This is a genomic window from Ewingella allii, from assembly GCF_044430645.1.
Taxonomy (GTDB): Bacteria; Pseudomonadota; Gammaproteobacteria; order Enterobacterales; family Enterobacteriaceae; genus Ewingella; species Ewingella allii.
Genome location: NZ_JAWUDN010000008.1, coordinates 199,513 through 215,132, shown reverse-complemented (window position 1 = coordinate 215,132; position 15,620 = coordinate 199,513). Strand labels below are relative to the sequence as shown.

Here is a 15,620-nt window from a genome sequence, read left to right as displayed (position 1 = left end):
CTTAACCTCGGGTATGCAAACGCATTTCGCGCTCTGGTTCAGTCAAAGAGGCCAGGAAAGCATCACGCTCGAATACGCGAGTCATGTAACCTTTCAGCTCTTTAGAACCCGCGCCTGACAGCTCAATGCCCAACTCAGGCAAGCGCCATAACAACGGAGCAAGATAGCAGTCAACCAGACTGAATTCTTCGCTCTTGAAGTAAGGCATGTAAGAGAAAATTGGCGCGATGGCGAGCAGTTCTTCACGCAGTTGCTTACGCGCAGCGTCAGCTTCTTGTGCAGAACCCTGTTCGATTTGGCGCAGCAGTGAGTACCAGTCATTTTCGATGCGGTGCATCATCAGACGGCTTTCACCACGAGCAACCGGATAAACCGGCATTAATGGAGGATGCGGGAAACGCTCATCAAGGTATTCCATGATGATACGTGATTCAAACAGAGTCAGCTCACGATCGACCAGCGTTGGAACGGTGCGATATGGGTTGAGGTCAATAAGATCCTGCGGCAAGTGATCCATATCCACCTGCTCGATCTCGACGCTAACACCTTTTTCCGCCAGTACGATGCGTACTTGATGGCTAAAAATGTCGGTCGGGCCGGAAAACAGCGTCATTACCGAACGTTTGTTGGCAGCGACAGCCATGAAAACCTCCAAGTTTATCTAGAATAATCTGCGAATAGCCAACTGGTCAGGCTTATATCCTGAACAGTCATCTTCACCACCAGCCCGCAGTCTCGCTCCGTAGTTTCGCTTCTAGTTTCTTCAATAAACGTTGGCAAGGTAAACCCTAGCCATAGAGTGCGGTAACGGGAACTGCTCGGCGAACAGGCACAAAAGTGTGTGATAGTTTACCAGATTTTGACCGGTCTGTGGGGACGGGATGGAGGATTTCGTGGTGAAATGTGTGTCAGAAGGCAATTTGTTGAGGCATTACGCAAATTTCAGACATAAAAAAACCCGGTGAAGCACCGGGTTTTTGACGCTGTTCTTTGTGCCGAAGCAGAAAGAATTAACGCTTGGAGAACTGAGGACGACGACGTGCTTTACGCAGACCGACTTTCTTACGTTCAACCTGACGAGCATCACGAGTAACGAAGCCAGCTTTACGCAGTTCGCCACGAAGATTTTCGTCATATTCCATCAGTGCACGAGTGATACCGTGACGGATAGCACCAGCTTGACCGGAGATACCACCACCTTTAACAGTGATGTACAGGTCAAATTTCTCAACCATGTCGACCAGTTCCAGAGGTTGACGAACTACCATGCGGGCAGTTTCACGACCAAAGTACTGTTCCAGGCTACGCTGGTTAATTACGATGTTACCACTACCCGGTTTGATGAAAACGCGAGCGGCGGAGCTTTTGCGGCGACCAGTGCCGTAGTATTGATTTTCAGCCATTGCCTATAATCCCGAATTAAATGTCAAGAACTTGCGGTTGTTGCGCCGCATGAGTGTGCTCGTTACCCGCGTAAACTTTCATTTTACGGTACATTGCACGACCCAGCGGGCCCTTTGGCAACATGCCTTTAACCGCGAGCTCGATCACGCGTTCAGGACGGCGAGCGATCATCTCTTCAAAGGTCGCTTGCTTGATACCACCGATGTGGCCGGTGTGATGGTAATAAATCTTGTCGTTACGCTTGTTGCCGGTAACAGCAACTTTTTCTGCGTTCAGAACGATGATGTAATCACCAGTATCAACGTGCGGAGTGTATTCCGCTTTATGTTTGCCACGCAGACGGCGAGCCAGTTCAGTGGCCAGGCGACCTAAAGTCTTGCCGGTTGCGTCAACTACGAACCAGTCACGTTGTACGGTTTCCGGTTTAGCTGTAAAAGTTTTCATTAAAAGCTTACCCAATTAAAGTTACACGTTGGCGAACACCCTAACGCCTATATGTTTTTATGAGCCGAAGTTCATAAAATAAGTATTGGAGGTTCACACGACCATCGTCCAGCAAACCTACCCCTTCGAATAGCCAATGCCGGCACTTATAAAGTTTCGGGAAAAAAACTTCGTAGTAACGTGGGGTCGCAAGATTATAGAGAAGTCGCCCACAAAGATCGAACCCTTTTTTGACTAAAACGCAGATTTCGCAACCGATTCTTTTTTCACCCATTAAACCAAGCAACTTAGGGAAGATGCGGGCGCTTGAGGTACTCCTCACTCTGCATCTCCTGCAATCGCGAGAGGCAGCGCTGGTATTCAAATTTTAGCCGCTCGCCCTGATAAATCTCGAACATTGGCTTCTCGGCGGAAATCATCAGCTTAACGTGGCGCTCATAGAATTCGTCCACCAGCGCCAGAAAACGGCGGGCCGGGTTTTCATCTTTCACGCCCATCACCGGCACGTTGTGCAGTAGCACGCTGTGGTAGATTTTCGACAACGCAATGTAATCGAGCTGGCTTCTGGCCTCTTCGCACAGGGTGTGGAACTCCACCGCCAGCACCCCGTCGCCGGAGGCAATCGCCTGTAGCGGGCGGTGATTCACTTGCAACACAGGGCCGACTTCCCCCTCTTGGCTCGCGAGTTTGTCGAACATGTGCTGCATCGCGACCTGAGTATCAGGCTGTAGCGGCGTAAGCCACAAATTGGCCTGGGTGAGCGTTCGCAGGCGGTAATCGATACCCGCATCCACGTTCATCACGTCGCAATACTCTTTAATTAAATCAATCGCAGGCAGGAAACGCGCACGCTGCAAGCCATTACGGTAAAGGTTGTCCGGAGGAATGTTCGAAGTGGCAATCAGCGTGATACCCCGGGCAAAAAGCGCCTGAAGCAGGGTCGCCAGCAGCATTGCGTCGGTAATGTCAGAGACAAAAAATTCGTCGAAGCACAGCACGTCCGTTTCGGCTTTAAAGCCGTCGGCGATGATTTCCAGCGGATCTTCCTTGCCCTGTAGCTCAGTTAATTGCTCGTGAACTCGCAACATGAAGCGATGAAAATGTAAACGCAGCTTGCGATCGCCGGGAAGTGTCTGAAAAAACAGATCCATCAGCCAAGTTTTCCCCCGCCCTACCCCGCCCCACATATATAATCCCTGGGCTGGTCTCTGCGGGCTCTTTTGAACGCTTTTGCCGAACAGTCTTCCCAATAAGCCCGGCCGGGCTGAAGGTGAAACTGGCGCAGCACCAGCTTGAGCATTTAACGCGTGATAAATAGCGTCTAATCGCGTGACGGCGGCAAGCTGAACATCATCTGGTTGGAACTCACCGGCCGATAATGCGTTCTTATATACTGTCAGTGGTGTAATGGGTTGCATGTGGTTCAACGTCCCTGAGAAAATATTTTTCAGTATTTCGCGGAGGTTATGCGCAGATTTAATGCCTATTCGCCGCTTTTATCATCCGTCTGCTCGTGAAAAAACCGCTTTCCTTTGGTGATTGTTCGCCTAGGATTCCACTCAGACAAGGTAAACGGTTATAGTGGACTTATACGGGTCGAAACGTATGTTGAATTTACGTTAAAACCATTGCGTGAAAAAGCCCTACGGAACAACGAAGTTAAAATAGGAGTCATTATGACCTGGGAGTATGCGCTCATTGGATTAGTGGTCGGTATCGCCGTTGGTGCGGTAGCGATGCGCTTTGGCAATCGTAAATTACGCGATCAGCAAGTGATGCAAAACGAGCTGGAGAGAAGCAAAGCAGAACTCGAAGAGTATCGTCAGGAACTCACTGGCCACTTCGCCCGCAGCGCTGAGCTGCTGGACAATATGGCCACCGACTATCGCCAGCTGTATCAGCACATGGCGAAAAGCTCGAACAATTTACTGCCAGATATGCCGGCCCATGACAATCCGTTCAATTACCGTTTGACGGGTTCAGAGGCAGATAACGATCAGGCGCCGGTTGAGATGCCACGCGATTACTCAGACGGTGCATCAGGCCTGCTGCGCGGTGAGCGCACTGGTCGTAAATAACGCTCTACCTTGCTCCGCGACGCTATTCATCGTTGCGGGCAACTCGCGGCGCGCCGACATCGGCGTCGCCGCGCCAACTTCAAGCCCGTCTTCTTTTATAAGTAATCTCTATACCGTTTCGAGCCTCTAACAGACAGCGAGAGAGTTATCCTGATGAAGAAAAAGTCATTTTTACTCAGTGCATTAGCCATTAGTCTCGGATTAACCTTCGCTTCTGTTCCTGTTGCGAACGCCAGTATTCCCGTTGCGGTAGACGGTCAGGCATTGCCAAGTCTGGCGCCAATGCTGGAAAAAGTGCTGCCCGCCGTGGTCAGCGTGCAGGTCACTGGCACCACGCCTGCCAGCAACGACGTTCCCCCTGAATTTAAATTCTTCTTCGGCCCACAGGCGCCAACGGAAGATCAGGGCGGTCAGGCTTTTGAAGGCCTTGGTTCTGGCGTCATTATTGATGCCGCCAAAGGCTATGTACTGACCAACAACCACGTGGTTAACAACGCCGACAAGATCAAAGTGCAGATCAACGACGGCCGTGAATATGATGCGAAGCTGATTGGCAAAGACGATCAGTCCGATATCGCCCTGATTCAGCTGATTGACGCCAAAAACCTGACCCAAATTGCCATGGCTGACTCCGACGCGCTGCGCGTGGGCGACTTCGCTGTTGCCGTAGGTAACCCGTTCGGTCTGGGTCAAACCGCGACGTCCGGCATTATCTCTGCGCTGGGGCGCAGTGGCTTGAATCTGGAAGGGTTGGAAAACTTTATCCAAACCGATGCCTCAATTAACCGGGGTAACTCCGGTGGCGCGCTGATTAACTTGAAAGGCGAGCTTATCGGTATCAATACCGCGATCCTCTCCTCGCAGGGCGGCAGCATCGGCATTGGTTTCGCCATTCCGGTGAACATGGCGAAAAACCTCAGCGCTCAGTTGATTAAGTTTGGCGAAGTGAAACGCGGCCTGCTGGGTATTCGCGGTAGCGAAATGACTCCGGAACTAGCGAAAGCCTTCAAACTGGACAGCCAGCGTGGTGCCTTCGTCAATGAAGTTCTGCCGGATTCCGCAGCGGCAAAAGCCGGTATCAAGGCTGGCGACGTGCTGATCACCCTGCAAGGCAAACCGCTAAGCAGCTTTGCCGAACTGCGTGCCAAAGTGGGAACTGCCGGTCCGGGCGTCACCATGCAGATTGGTTTGCTGCGCGAAGGCAAGCCGATGAATGTGGATGTCACGCTAGATAAGAGCCCGACGGTGGAAACCAGCATCGATAAGATAAACCCGGCGCTGCAGGGCGTGACCTTAAGCGATCTTGATCCTAAAACCGCCAAAGGTATTCGGGTCGATGACGTGAAGAAAGGCTCTCCGGCTGACCAAATCGGCTTGCAGAAGGATGACGTGATCGTCGGCGTTAACCGCGAAGCGGTGGACAATCTGGCAGCATTGCGCAAAATCCTTGAAACCAAGCCCGCGTTAATTGCGCTTAGCGTGCAGCGCAAAGGTCAGAACATCTATTTGTTGATGCCTTAAATCGTCATTGCTGGCTGAAAACCGCCGTTAATGCCGTAAACCTCTGAAAATCGGACGTAGCCAGTGCTGCGTCCGATTAACTCATGCTATCCTTCTGACATATTTCAACCACCATTCCAGACACTCATGCTAGTTAAGTTATTGCGATCCGCCGTTATTGGACTGATTGTTGCCGGTATTTTGCTGGCCGCGGTGCCTATGCTGCGTAAAAATATCGCCCAGCCGCTGTTTGAGCATAATTTCACTGAAAATAGCCAACAGCCGGTCAGCTATAACGAAGGCGTGCGTCACGCAGCCCCTGCGGTAGTTAACGTTTATAACCGTAATATGGGAGCCAACTCGCAAAGCGAGTTGCAGATCCGCACTCTGGGATCGGGCGTCATCATGAATGACAAAGGCTACATTCTGACCAACAAACACGTTATCAATAATGCTGACCAAATCATCGTCGCATTACAGGATGGGCGCGTGTTTGAAGCCCTGCTGGTCGGTTCGGATACCCTCACCGATCTGGCCGTGCTGAAAATCGATGCAGGTACTAATCTGCCGGTCATTCCGATTAACGCCAAGCGGGTGCCTCACGTGGGCGACATCGTGATGGCGATTGGCAACCCTTATAACCTTGGTCAGACCGTGACGCAGGGGATTATCAGCGCCACGGGGCGTATTGGTTTAAGCCCGTCTGGTCGCCAAAACTTCCTGCAAACCGATGCCTCTATTAACCAGGGCAACTCGGGCGGGGCGCTGGTGAACTCACTGGGCGAACTGGTAGGTATCAACACCCTCTCCTTCGACCAGAGCAATGATGGCGCGACGCCAGAGGGCATCGGCTTCGCCATCCCTACCGCATTGGCCACCAAAGTCATGGGCAAGCTTATCCGCGATGGTCGGGTGATCCGTGGTTATATCGGTATCGGCGGGCGCGAGGCTTCTCCTCTGCATGGGCCAAATACCGGTTTAGATAGAATTCAGGGCATTATCGTTAATGAAGTGACGCCAAACGGTCCGGCGGCCAACGCGGGTATCGTGGTGAGCGACGTGATTGTCAGCGTGAACGGCAAACCGGCGGTATCGGCCATTGAGACCATGGACCAGGTCGCAGAGATTCGCCCTGGCACGGTTATCCCGGTTGAGATCATGCGCGACGGCAAGAAGATTGCTCTACAGGTCACCATTCAGGAATACCCGTCGCATTGATCGGGCGATAAAAACCAGAGCGATAAAAAAAAGCCGGAAGATTCAATCTTCCGGCTTTTTTATGGGTGGCCCGACAGGATATGGCGGGCAGTACGGCGTAATTACTCGCCTTTCACACGTTCGATTTTTGCACCCAGCTGGCGCAGTTTATCTTCGATACGCTCATAGCCGCGATCGATGTGATAAATACGGTCAACGATAGTCACGCCTTCCGCAATACAGCCCGCCAGTACCAGACTCGCCGAAGCGCGCAGGTCGGTCGCCATTACCTGCGCACCAGACAGCTGCTCAACACCGTGACAAATCAGGGTGCTGCCTTCAATCTCAGCGTGAGCACCCATACGGATAAGCTCAGGAATGTGCATGAAGCGGTTTTCGAAGATGGTTTCGGTGATAACGCCGGTACCTTCGGCAACCAGGTTCAGCAAGCTGAACTGCGCCTGCATGTCAGTCGGGAAGCCCGGGTGCGGGGCGGTGCGCAGCGTTACGGCTTTCGCGCGCTTACCGTGCATGTCGAGGCTGATCCAATCTTCGCCCACTTCGATATCAGCACCTGCTTCACGCAGTTTTGCCAGCACGGCATCCAGCGTGTCAGGGCGAGTATCGCGGCAAACCACTTTACCGCCAGAGATAGCAGCTGCAATCAGGAAAGTGCCGGTTTCGATACGGTCAGGCACGACGCGGTAAACACCGCCGCCGAGACGCTTCACGCCTTCGATGGTGATTTTGTCGGTACCTGCGCCGGTAATTTTCGCACCGATGGCGTTGAGGAAGCCGGCAGTGTCCGCGATTTCAGGCTCACGCGCCGCGTTCTCGATGATGGTGGTGCCTTCAGCCAAGGTTGCCGCACACATGATTGTCACGGTCGCGCCTACGCTCACCTTGTCCATCACGATGTGAGCGCCCTTCAGGCGGCCATCGACAGAAGCTTTCACATAGCCTTCTTCCAGCACGATTTTGGCACCCAGTTGCTCAAGGCCGCTAATGTGCAAATCAACCGGACGCGCGCCGATAGCGCAGCCGCCCGGCAGGGAAACCTGCCCCTGACCGAAACGAGCAACCAGCGGGCCTAATGCCCAGATAGAAGCGCGCATGGTTTTGACTAAGTCGTATGGCGCGCAAAATTCATTTACGTCGCGTGCATCAACAAAAACCGAACCATTACGTTCGACTTTAGTCCCCAGCTGACCCAGCAGCTTCATGGTGGTGTCGATGTCTTTTAAATGCGGGACATTCTGTAGCTCAACCGGCTCTTCGGCGAGAAGCGCGGCAAACAAGATAGGAAGTGCGGCATTTTTTGCACCGGAGATAGACACTTCGCCACTTAGACGAGTCCCACCCTGTACACGAAATTTATCCATTATGACGACTCTCTTAATTTCAAAAACTTCATTTCAAATATTGCGGAACTGCCGGATGAACCAGCAGCTTAAAAACCGTTCAGCTTGCGATCGCGCTGCCATTCTTCAGGGGTATAAGCTTTGATAGAAAGGGCGTGGATGCGGTTATCAGCGATGTATTCCATCAGCGGGGCGTACACGGTTTGCTGTTTTTTTACGCGGCTCATGCCGTCGAACATGGCGCCGACCACGATGGCCTGAAAATGGCTACCGTCGCCAGTAATGTGAGCTTCATCTAATGCCAATGCGTTCATCAGCACGTCTTTAATTTCGTTAGTGTCCATAGCAATCGATTCTTCTGAAGAGATCATAACAGCCGAACATCTTATAGAGATCCGGCCAACTCTTAAACCATGAAAAAGCCCCTGTTCGAGAGTTTCGCACAGGGGCTTGTCGGTATGGAGGCCGCTTTAGCCATGACTTCAGGCTAACTCACGGTATCTATTGCCTTATTTTATCCGGCATGGAAGGCACATTTAGTTAACAGGAATAATGTCCTGCAAATTGTAGAGTGCGATCAAGGTGCTCAAACGGTCGGTCATGCCGGTCACGCTGAGTGAGCCACCGCCCTGCTCTGCCAGCTCACGCAGGTGAACCAGCATCGCCAGTCCGGCAGAATCAACGCGCTCAAGGCCAGCAACATCCACAGTGTTAACGCCCGCCATCAGAGTCAGGCGCTGGTTCCATAATGGCAGCAGGGTTTCGCGATCTAACTCACCGCGCAAAATCAGGCGCGGTGGTTGATGTTCCCAGCTCAGTTGGCCTTTCATTTTTGATCCAGAGTGATTGGCTGCGCAGCGGCTTGTTTCAGACGCTCAGTCAGACCATCAATGCCTTTCTGGCGCAAGATGTCTGCCCATTCGTTCTGCTTGGTAGAGATCATGCTTACGCCTTCGGCAATCATGTCATAAGCCTGCCAATCGCCAGTCTGGCTGTTTTTACGCCATTGGAAATCAAGACGAACCGGCGGACGGCCGTGCTGGTCGATGATGGTAACGCGGATAGCGATGATTTGCTGGCCGGCATAAGACTGCTCAGGCTGTACCTGATAGGTCTGGTCGCGGTATAACGCCAACGCCTGACCGTAAGCCTGTTGCAGGTAGTCGCCGAACGCTTTGAAGTACGCATCACGCTGGGCTGGGGTCGCATCTTTGTAGTAACGGCCTAGCACCAGAGCGCCCGCGTATTTGATCTGCACGAAAGGCAGTAGCTCTTCACGCACGATGGTACGCAGATAGTTTGGATCTTGTTTGATTTTCGGCTGATCGGTTTTCAAGCGGGTAAAGGTATTTTTCGCCGCTTCATTCATCACGCTATAAGGGTTGGTCTTGTCTACTGCCGCATTGGCTAGGGGTGCCATTACCACCAGCAGAGTGGCCAAAATAATACGTTTAAACATGCCGTGCTCCTCTTAATAAAGCTTTGCGATGGAAACTACTTAATGACTTGGGGCCGCAGGTTGTGGGGCTGATACAGCATCTGGCGCAGCCTGTGCGTCACCGGATTTCGCATCTTTACCATCGTTACCGCTCTTGTACAGGAATTGGCCGATAAGGTCTTCCAGCACTAAAGCTGATTTGGTGTCCTGAATTGAACCGCCATCTTTAAGGATAGTCGTTCCCATCTCTGGGTCTTCGAAACCAATGTTCAGGGCCAGGAATTGCTCGCCCAGCAGGCCAGATGTGCGAATCGCCAAGGTACTGGTGCTCGGGATCTGGTTGTATTTCTGCTCGATATCCATTTCCACTTTTGGCGAGTAGTTTTTATCGAGGGTGATGGCGCTAACACGGCCAACCACTACGCCGCCCACTTTCACCGGAGAGCCCGCTTTCAGGCCACCGATGTTGTCAAAGGTGGCAGAGATACGGTAAGTCGGTTCTGAACCGATCGAACGAATATCCGCCACTTTGAGGCAAAGGAATAACACGGCGCACAGGGCGATTATCAAAAATGCGCCAACCCAAATTTCACTCTTTTTCGTTTGCATCGATTAATTCCCAAACATCAGTGCTGTCAGCACAAAATCTAATCCCAGCACCGCCAAAGACGAATGCACCACGGTACGAGTCGTTGCCCGGCTAATCCCTTCCGAAGTTGGGATAGCATCATAACCATTGAAAAGCGCAATCCAGGTCACGGTAATAGCGAAAACTACGCTTTTAATCAAACAGTTGAGCAGGTCATGACGCCATTCTACTGCACTTTGCATGGCGGACCAGAAGAAGCCGCTGTCGATGCCTTTCCAGTTAACGCCGACCAGAGAGCCGCCCCAAATCCCCACCGCGACAAAAATGGCGGTGAGCAGAGGCATGGAGATCATCCCGGCCCAGAAGCGCGGCGCGACAACGCGGCGCAGTGGGTCAATTGCCATCATTTCCAGACTTGAGATCTGCTCGGTGGCTTTCATCAAGCCGATTTCCGCAGTGAGTGCAGAACCCGCACGCCCGGCGAACAGCAGAGCCGTGACTACCGGCCCCAGCTCGCGAAGCAAGGAGAGCGCCACCATCATGCCCAGACTGGCTTCAGCACTGTAGGTGGTCAGAACGATGTAGCCTTGCAGCCCCAGCACCATGCCGATAAACAGGCCTGAAACCAAAATGATCAGCAGTGACAGCACGCCCACGCTGTACAGCTGTTTGAGCAGCAAAGGCCACTGCTTGGCAAACTGCGGCTTACCGACCAGGGCGCGAAATAGCATCAAACCGGCGCGACCAAAAGAGGCGCAAGTTTGAATGCCACGGCGGCCCGTTGAGGCTAATGCCTTAATTAACATTGATATACAACTCCATCATCCAAGCAGCTCGGTTTTATAATCACCCGCTGGGAACCGGAAAGGCACCGGACCATCCGCAATGCCGTCCAGGAACTGGCGGACGCGTGGGTCAGGATTGTTCTGCAATTCCTCCGTCGTTCCTTCCGCAATAACATGCTGAGCCGCCACGATATAAGCATAGTCGGCGATGCTAAGGACCTCGGGAACGTCGTGCGACACGACAATACAGGTAACACCAAGTGCATGATTAAGCTCATCAATCAGCTTCACCAAGACGCCCATGGTGATAGGATCCTGGCCGACAAAAGGTTCGTCGAACATGATGAGTTCGGGATCAAGCGCGATGGCGCGAGCCAAGGCGACGCGACGCGCCATACCGCCGGACAGCTCCGCCGGCATCAGTTCCCCTGCCCCGCGCAGGCCAACGGCCTCGAGCTTCATGGTAACAGTGCTGCGCAGCAGCTCTTCGGGCAGCTTGCTGTGTTCGCGCAGCGGGAAGGCGACATTTTCAAACACATTGAGGTCGGTGAACAATGCACCGGACTGAAACAGCATGCTCATTTTTTTACGTGATTCGTAGAGCTTACTGCGTGATAAGGCAGGGATATTTTCCCCGTCGAACCAGATTTCACCACTGTCTGGTGCTAACTGGCCGCCAATGAGACGCAACAAGGTGGTTTTCCCGATCCCCGATGGCCCCATGATGGCAGTGACTTTGCCGCGTGGCACCGTCATGTTTATCTCTTCGAAAATGGGACGATCGCCGCGCATGAAGCTCATGCCTTTGATCTCGACCAGATTCGATTGGCTCTGACTCATTCAGTTTATCCCTTCGGACTGTTTCAGCTTACGATACCCCTGATGTTAGAGGGATCAGCGCATAACTCCGGTATTTTTACAAAAACTTACCGCGTTTGCGTCACTAAAGTTGCCATTGATTTACTTTTCTCTGGCAGAGGGTCAAAATCTTCGAAAACACGATTAAAACAAATCAACAATTCGTCTAACATATAGCAGCTTTGACTGGCTGTATTAAGGACAGTTTGAAGCTTGTTGATCATTTTTGACTACCATTTTGGTCGCCTGTTCGGGTTACGAACCTCGCATTATACCTAATTAAAGGACTTTTCATGCTTCTCGCTATCGTACTCATGGTTGTCGGCCTCCTGCTTCTGGTTTATGCCGCCGATCGATTAGTGTACGGAGCCGCCGTTCTCGCCCGCTCAATTGGCATCCCGCCGTTAATTATAGGTATGACCGTGGTTGGCATCGGGATCTCCTTGCCGGAGCTAGTGGTATCCACCACCGCCGCGATTAATGATCAGATGGATTTAGCCGTGGGTAACGCCATCGGTTCAAATATCATTAATATTCTTCTGATTTTGGGCGGAGCGGCCCTAATTCATCCACTTTCCGTGGGTTCTGATATCTTGCGCCGCGAACTCCCTTTATTGTTACTGGTCACCGCGCTCTGTGGTTTTCTGCTTAGCGATGGTGAATTGAGCAGAATGGACGGACTTCTGCTGCTGGCGAGTGCCGCAATTTTTGTCATCTTAATGATAAAAATTGCCCGCGCCGCCGAGAAGCAAGGTTTGGACACCCTGACCTATGAACAGATGGCCGAACTTCCACAGGACAGTAGTAATACGGTCGCTTTCCTGTGGCTGGCGCTGGGGTTCATTATCATGCCGCTGGCGTCGAGCATGATTGTTGATAACTCGACGGTGATTGCCCGCTACTTTGGCGTCAGCGAACTGATTATCGGTTTGACGGTGGTGGCTATCGGCACCAGCCTGCCGGAGCTGGCGACCTTTATTGCTGGCGCGGTGAAAGGTGAAGACGACATCGCGCTGGGTAATATTATTGGTGCCAACATCTTTAACACATGTTTAGTGCTGGGCCTGCCCGCGCTGGTGGCTCCAGGGTCGTTTAGCCCTGAGGCGTTCCACCGCGATTACTGGGTCATGTTAGCCGTCAGCGTGGTGCTAACTGGCCTGTGTTTGATGCGCAAACATCGCATCGGCCATCTGGCAGGAACCTTGTTATTATGCGGCTTTGTCGCCTATCTCGCGTTGCTCTATTTTGTGCCGGGCAGCGTTGATTTTTGACCCATCAGGAAGAAAAAATGGGAAATTTCGAGCTAGAGCGCGGGTTTGATTATCAATCCGCAGGAAAAGCAGTGCTGAAGACGGAACGCGAAGGACTGGAGCAACTCGACCAATACATCAACGACGATTTTACCCGCGCCTGTGAAAAGATGTTCGCCTGCGTCGGTAAAATAGTGGTGATGGGGATGGGGAAATCAGGCCACGTCGGGCGCAAAATGGCGGCAACCTTCGCCAGCACAGGCACGCCAGCGTTCTTCGTCCACCCGGGCGAGGCCAGCCATGGCGACCTGGGCATGGTGTCTAAACAAGACGTAGTTATCCTGATTTCCAACTCCGGTGAATCGCACGAAATCTTGGCGCTGATCCCGGTGCTGAAGCGTCTTTCAATCCCCTTGATTTGCATGACGGCCAACCCGGAAAGCTCCATGGGTCGAGCCGCCGATGTGCATATCTGCGTGCGCGTTCCCGAAGAAGCCTGCCCGCTGGGCCTTGCGCCGACCACCAGCACCACCGCGGTGATGGTGATGGGCGACGCGCTGGCCGTGGCGCTGTTACAGGCTCGCGGCTTCACCGAGGAAGACTTCGCCATGTCCCATCCCGGCGGAGCACTTGGCCGTAAGCTTCTGCTGCGCGTCAGCGATATCATGCACACCGGGAGCGAAATCCCCCACGTCAGCCGCGATGCGTCTCTGCGCGACGCCCTGCTGGAGATCACTCGCAAAAATCTCGGGATGACCATCATTTGCGATGACTTGATGAAAATCGAAGGCATCTTCACTGATGGTGACTTACGGCGCATCTTCGATATGGGCGTCAATATCAATGAGGCCTCCATCGCTGATGTCATGACCACGGGCGGCATCCGCGTTCGTCCGAATTTGCTGGCCGTTGATGCCCTAAACTTGATGCAGGAACGACACATTACCTGCGTAATGGTTGCCGATGGCGACCAGTTGATGGGTGTGGTACATATGCACGACATGCTGCGCGCTGGCGTCATTTAATTGAGGAATGCCCTGAATGAGTAATAAAGCAGCTACGGTGGATACGTGTTATGGCCCGGTCAGCGCCAATGTGCTGGAGCGAGCTAAGTCCATTCGCCTGCTGATTTGTGATGTGGACGGCGTGATGTCTGATGGCCTGATTTATATGGGTAATCAAGGCGAAGAGCTGAAAACCTTCAATGTACGCGATGGCTATGGCATTCGCTGCCTGCTGACGTCCGACGTCGAAGTGGCGATCATTACCGGCAGAAATGCAAAATTGCTGGAAGATCGCGCCAAGACGCTGGGAATTCGTCATCTATATCAGGGGCAGTCAGATAAGCTTTTGGCCTTCCGCGAACTGTTAGATACACTGTCCTTAAAGGCTGATGAAGTTGCCTACATTGGTGATGACCTGATTGACTGGCCGGTGATGGCTGAAGTAGGTCTGTCTGTTGCCGTAAAAGATGCGCACCCTATTCTGCTTCCAAAGGCGCATTATGTAACCCAAATCCCCGGTGGGCGTGGCGCAGTACGCGAAATATGTGACCTTATTCTGCTGGCACAGGGCAAGCTGGAGGACGCCAAAGGGCTGTCAATATGAACAAACCTAAGCTTTGGATAACTATCGTTCTGGCCATCGTGGTATTAGCCCTGATTGGCTGGAACCTGTCTGATTCAGACAACACTGCCCCTGTCACAGTGAATGATCAGGACCCGACTTATCAGAGCCAGCACACGGTGACGGTCGTTTATAACCCTATGGGCGCCCTGAATTACAAGCTAGTCTCTGACGAAGTCAAATATTACACTACGACTCAATTAACATGGTTTACCAACCCGGTAATGACCATGTATGACAAAGACAAAATTCCTGTGTGGACGGTTCGCTCAGATCGCGCCAAGATGACCAATGACAAGATGCTCTATTTGTATGGTCATGTGCAGGTCGACAGTCTGACGCCTGATACCTCGCAATTGCAGCGTATTAGAACCGACAACGCTTCTGTCAATTTGGTAACGCAAGATGTTGCCTCTGATGATGAAGTGACGCTTTACGGCACAGGCTTTACATCTAACGGCATGAAAATGCGTGGAAATCTGCGTAACAAAACCGCAGAGCTGATCGATAAGGTAAATACCTCTTATGAAATTCAAAACAAAAAACAGAATCCGTAATCTCCTGATCACCAGCTCTCTGTTAGCCGTCAGCATTCCGGCGTTTGCGCTGAAAGATGACACCACAAAGCCGATCACTATCGACTCTGCTAACCAGGCACTGGATGTGAACACCAATACCGCGACCTTTACGGGCAACGTGGTGGTGAATCAAGGCTCTATTCAGGTGAAAGCCGATAAAGTCGTGGTTATCCGCCCTAACGGCGTTTCCGGGCAAGAAGTGGTAGAAGGCTATGGTAATCCCGTGACCTTCTATCAGATGCAGGATAACGGTAAGCCAATCAGCGGCCACGCTTCGAAAGTGCGCTATGAAGTGGCGAGCGATCTGGTGACGCTGACCGGCAATGCTTATCTCGAACAACAAGATAGCAACGTGAAAGGTGACAAAATTACTTATCTGGTGCAAAAACAGCAGATGCAGGCCTTCAGTGACAATAAAGGCGGCCGTGTGACCACCGTGCTGGTGCCTACGCAATTGCAAGACAAAGGCCAGCAACCGGCGACAACTCCGACCAAAAAGAGTAAGTGATAAT

General features: G+C 52.3%; 19 protein-coding genes. 8 read left to right on the top strand and 11 right to left on the bottom strand.

Features of this window, described 5'->3' with window-relative positions; all coding sequences use genetic code 11:
- Position 1: 1 nt before the first annotated feature.
- The 4 genes from sspA to zapE all read right to left on the bottom strand — a co-directional run bounded on the left by sspA (position 2) and on the right by zapE (position 3,266).
- On the bottom strand, positions 2–643 hold the full coding sequence (gene sspA / locus SBO83_RS17375) for a stringent starvation protein SspA (RefSeq protein WP_034786725.1): 642 nt from the start codon (positions 641–643) through the stop codon (positions 2–4).
- 367 nt (positions 644–1,010) lie between these two features.
- Entirely contained in the window at positions 1,011–1,403 is a 393-nt protein-coding gene (gene rpsI / locus SBO83_RS17370) for a 30S ribosomal protein S9 (protein WP_013577238.1), read from the bottom strand.
- A 16-nt stretch (positions 1,404–1,419) separates the two neighbouring features.
- Positions 1,420–1,848 (bottom strand): 50S ribosomal protein L13, encoded by a 429-nt coding sequence (gene rplM, locus SBO83_RS17365; RefSeq protein ID WP_013577239.1) that lies wholly within the window; start codon positions 1,846–1,848, stop codon positions 1,420–1,422.
- Between the two features lie 287 nt (positions 1,849–2,135).
- Positions 2,136–3,266, bottom strand: a complete 1,131-nt coding sequence (gene zapE, locus SBO83_RS17360; RefSeq protein WP_396132359.1) for a cell division protein ZapE — start codon at positions 3,264–3,266, stop codon at positions 2,136–2,138.
- Between the two features lie 258 nt (positions 3,267–3,524).
- Here zapE and zapG point away from each other — a divergent pair, with 258 nt between their 5' ends.
- From zapG to degS, 3 genes are all read left to right on the top strand, one after another.
- Positions 3,525–3,926: a Z-ring associated protein ZapG gene (zapG, locus tag SBO83_RS17355; protein WP_353500778.1), complete on the top strand. Its 402-nt coding sequence runs from the start codon at positions 3,525–3,527 to the stop codon at positions 3,924–3,926.
- Positions 3,927–4,079: 153 nt separating this feature from the next.
- Positions 4,080–5,447, top strand: coding sequence for a serine endoprotease DegQ (degQ, locus tag SBO83_RS17350; RefSeq protein ID WP_278877592.1), 1,368 nt, complete (start codon positions 4,080–4,082; stop codon positions 5,445–5,447).
- Positions 5,448–5,573: 126 nt separating this feature from the next.
- Complete coding sequence (degS, locus tag SBO83_RS17345) at positions 5,574–6,644, top strand: outer membrane-stress sensor serine endopeptidase DegS (RefSeq protein ID WP_353500776.1); 1,071 nt, start codon at positions 5,574–5,576, stop codon at positions 6,642–6,644.
- A 101-nt stretch (positions 6,645–6,745) separates the two neighbouring features.
- On the opposite strand, the gene murA is transcribed toward degS, so the two are convergent.
- The 7 genes from murA to mlaF all read right to left on the bottom strand — a co-directional run bounded on the left by murA (position 6,746) and on the right by mlaF (position 11,636).
- Positions 6,746–8,005, bottom strand: coding sequence for a UDP-N-acetylglucosamine 1-carboxyvinyltransferase (murA, locus tag SBO83_RS17340; RefSeq protein ID WP_353500775.1), 1,260 nt, complete (start codon positions 8,003–8,005; stop codon positions 6,746–6,748).
- 68 nt (positions 8,006–8,073) lie between these two features.
- Positions 8,074–8,328, bottom strand: coding sequence for a BolA family iron metabolism protein IbaG (ibaG, locus tag SBO83_RS17335; RefSeq protein WP_034786719.1), 255 nt, complete (start codon positions 8,326–8,328; stop codon positions 8,074–8,076).
- A 192-nt stretch (positions 8,329–8,520) separates the two neighbouring features.
- The gene (mlaB, locus tag SBO83_RS17330; protein ID WP_353500774.1) at positions 8,521–8,814 is read right to left on the bottom strand and encodes a lipid asymmetry maintenance protein MlaB; all 294 of its coding nucleotides are present in this window, start codon (positions 8,812–8,814) and stop codon (positions 8,521–8,523) included.
- The gene (mlaC, locus tag SBO83_RS17325) at positions 8,811–9,443 is read right to left on the bottom strand and encodes a phospholipid-binding protein MlaC (RefSeq protein WP_353500773.1); all 633 of its coding nucleotides are present in this window, start codon (positions 9,441–9,443) and stop codon (positions 8,811–8,813) included. The genes mlaB and mlaC overlap by 4 nt, the downstream gene beginning before the upstream one ends.
- Before the next feature lie 39 nt (positions 9,444–9,482).
- Complete coding sequence (mlaD, locus tag SBO83_RS17320; protein WP_353500772.1) at positions 9,483–10,031, bottom strand: outer membrane lipid asymmetry maintenance protein MlaD; 549 nt, start codon at positions 10,029–10,031, stop codon at positions 9,483–9,485.
- Between the two features lie 3 nt (positions 10,032–10,034).
- Positions 10,035–10,817, bottom strand: a complete 783-nt coding sequence (gene mlaE, locus SBO83_RS17315; RefSeq protein ID WP_034786715.1) for a lipid asymmetry maintenance ABC transporter permease subunit MlaE — start codon at positions 10,815–10,817, stop codon at positions 10,035–10,037.
- A gap of 15 nt (positions 10,818–10,832) precedes the next feature.
- On the bottom strand, positions 10,833–11,636 hold the full coding sequence (mlaF, locus tag SBO83_RS17310; protein WP_034786714.1) for a phospholipid ABC transporter ATP-binding protein MlaF: 804 nt from the start codon (positions 11,634–11,636) through the stop codon (positions 10,833–10,835).
- Positions 11,637–11,947: 311 nt separating this feature from the next.
- Between mlaF and SBO83_RS17305 the strand changes: the two genes are divergently transcribed.
- From SBO83_RS17305 to lptA, 5 genes are read left to right on the top strand one after another with little or no spacing between them, the layout of a single operon-like run.
- Positions 11,948–12,925, top strand: coding sequence for a calcium/sodium antiporter (locus tag SBO83_RS17305; protein ID WP_396132358.1), 978 nt, complete (start codon positions 11,948–11,950; stop codon positions 12,923–12,925).
- Between the two features lie 17 nt (positions 12,926–12,942).
- Entirely contained in the window at positions 12,943–13,929 is a 987-nt protein-coding gene (gene kdsD / locus SBO83_RS17300; RefSeq protein ID WP_396132357.1) for an arabinose-5-phosphate isomerase KdsD, read from the top strand.
- 16 nt (positions 13,930–13,945) lie between these two features.
- Complete coding sequence (gene kdsC, locus SBO83_RS17295; RefSeq protein WP_396132356.1) at positions 13,946–14,512, top strand: 3-deoxy-manno-octulosonate-8-phosphatase KdsC; 567 nt, start codon at positions 13,946–13,948, stop codon at positions 14,510–14,512.
- The gene (gene lptC / locus SBO83_RS17290; protein WP_353500768.1) at positions 14,509–15,087 is read left to right on the top strand and encodes an LPS export ABC transporter periplasmic protein LptC; all 579 of its coding nucleotides are present in this window, start codon (positions 14,509–14,511) and stop codon (positions 15,085–15,087) included. Before kdsC ends, lptC begins: the two co-directional genes overlap by 4 nt.
- Positions 15,056–15,616 carry a lipopolysaccharide ABC transporter substrate-binding protein LptA gene (gene lptA, locus SBO83_RS17285; RefSeq protein WP_353500767.1) on the top strand — a complete coding sequence of 187 codons (561 nt, stop codon included), beginning with the start codon at positions 15,056–15,058 and terminating at the stop codon, positions 15,614–15,616. Before lptC ends, lptA begins: the two co-directional genes overlap by 32 nt.
- Positions 15,617–15,620: the final 4 nt, after the last annotated feature.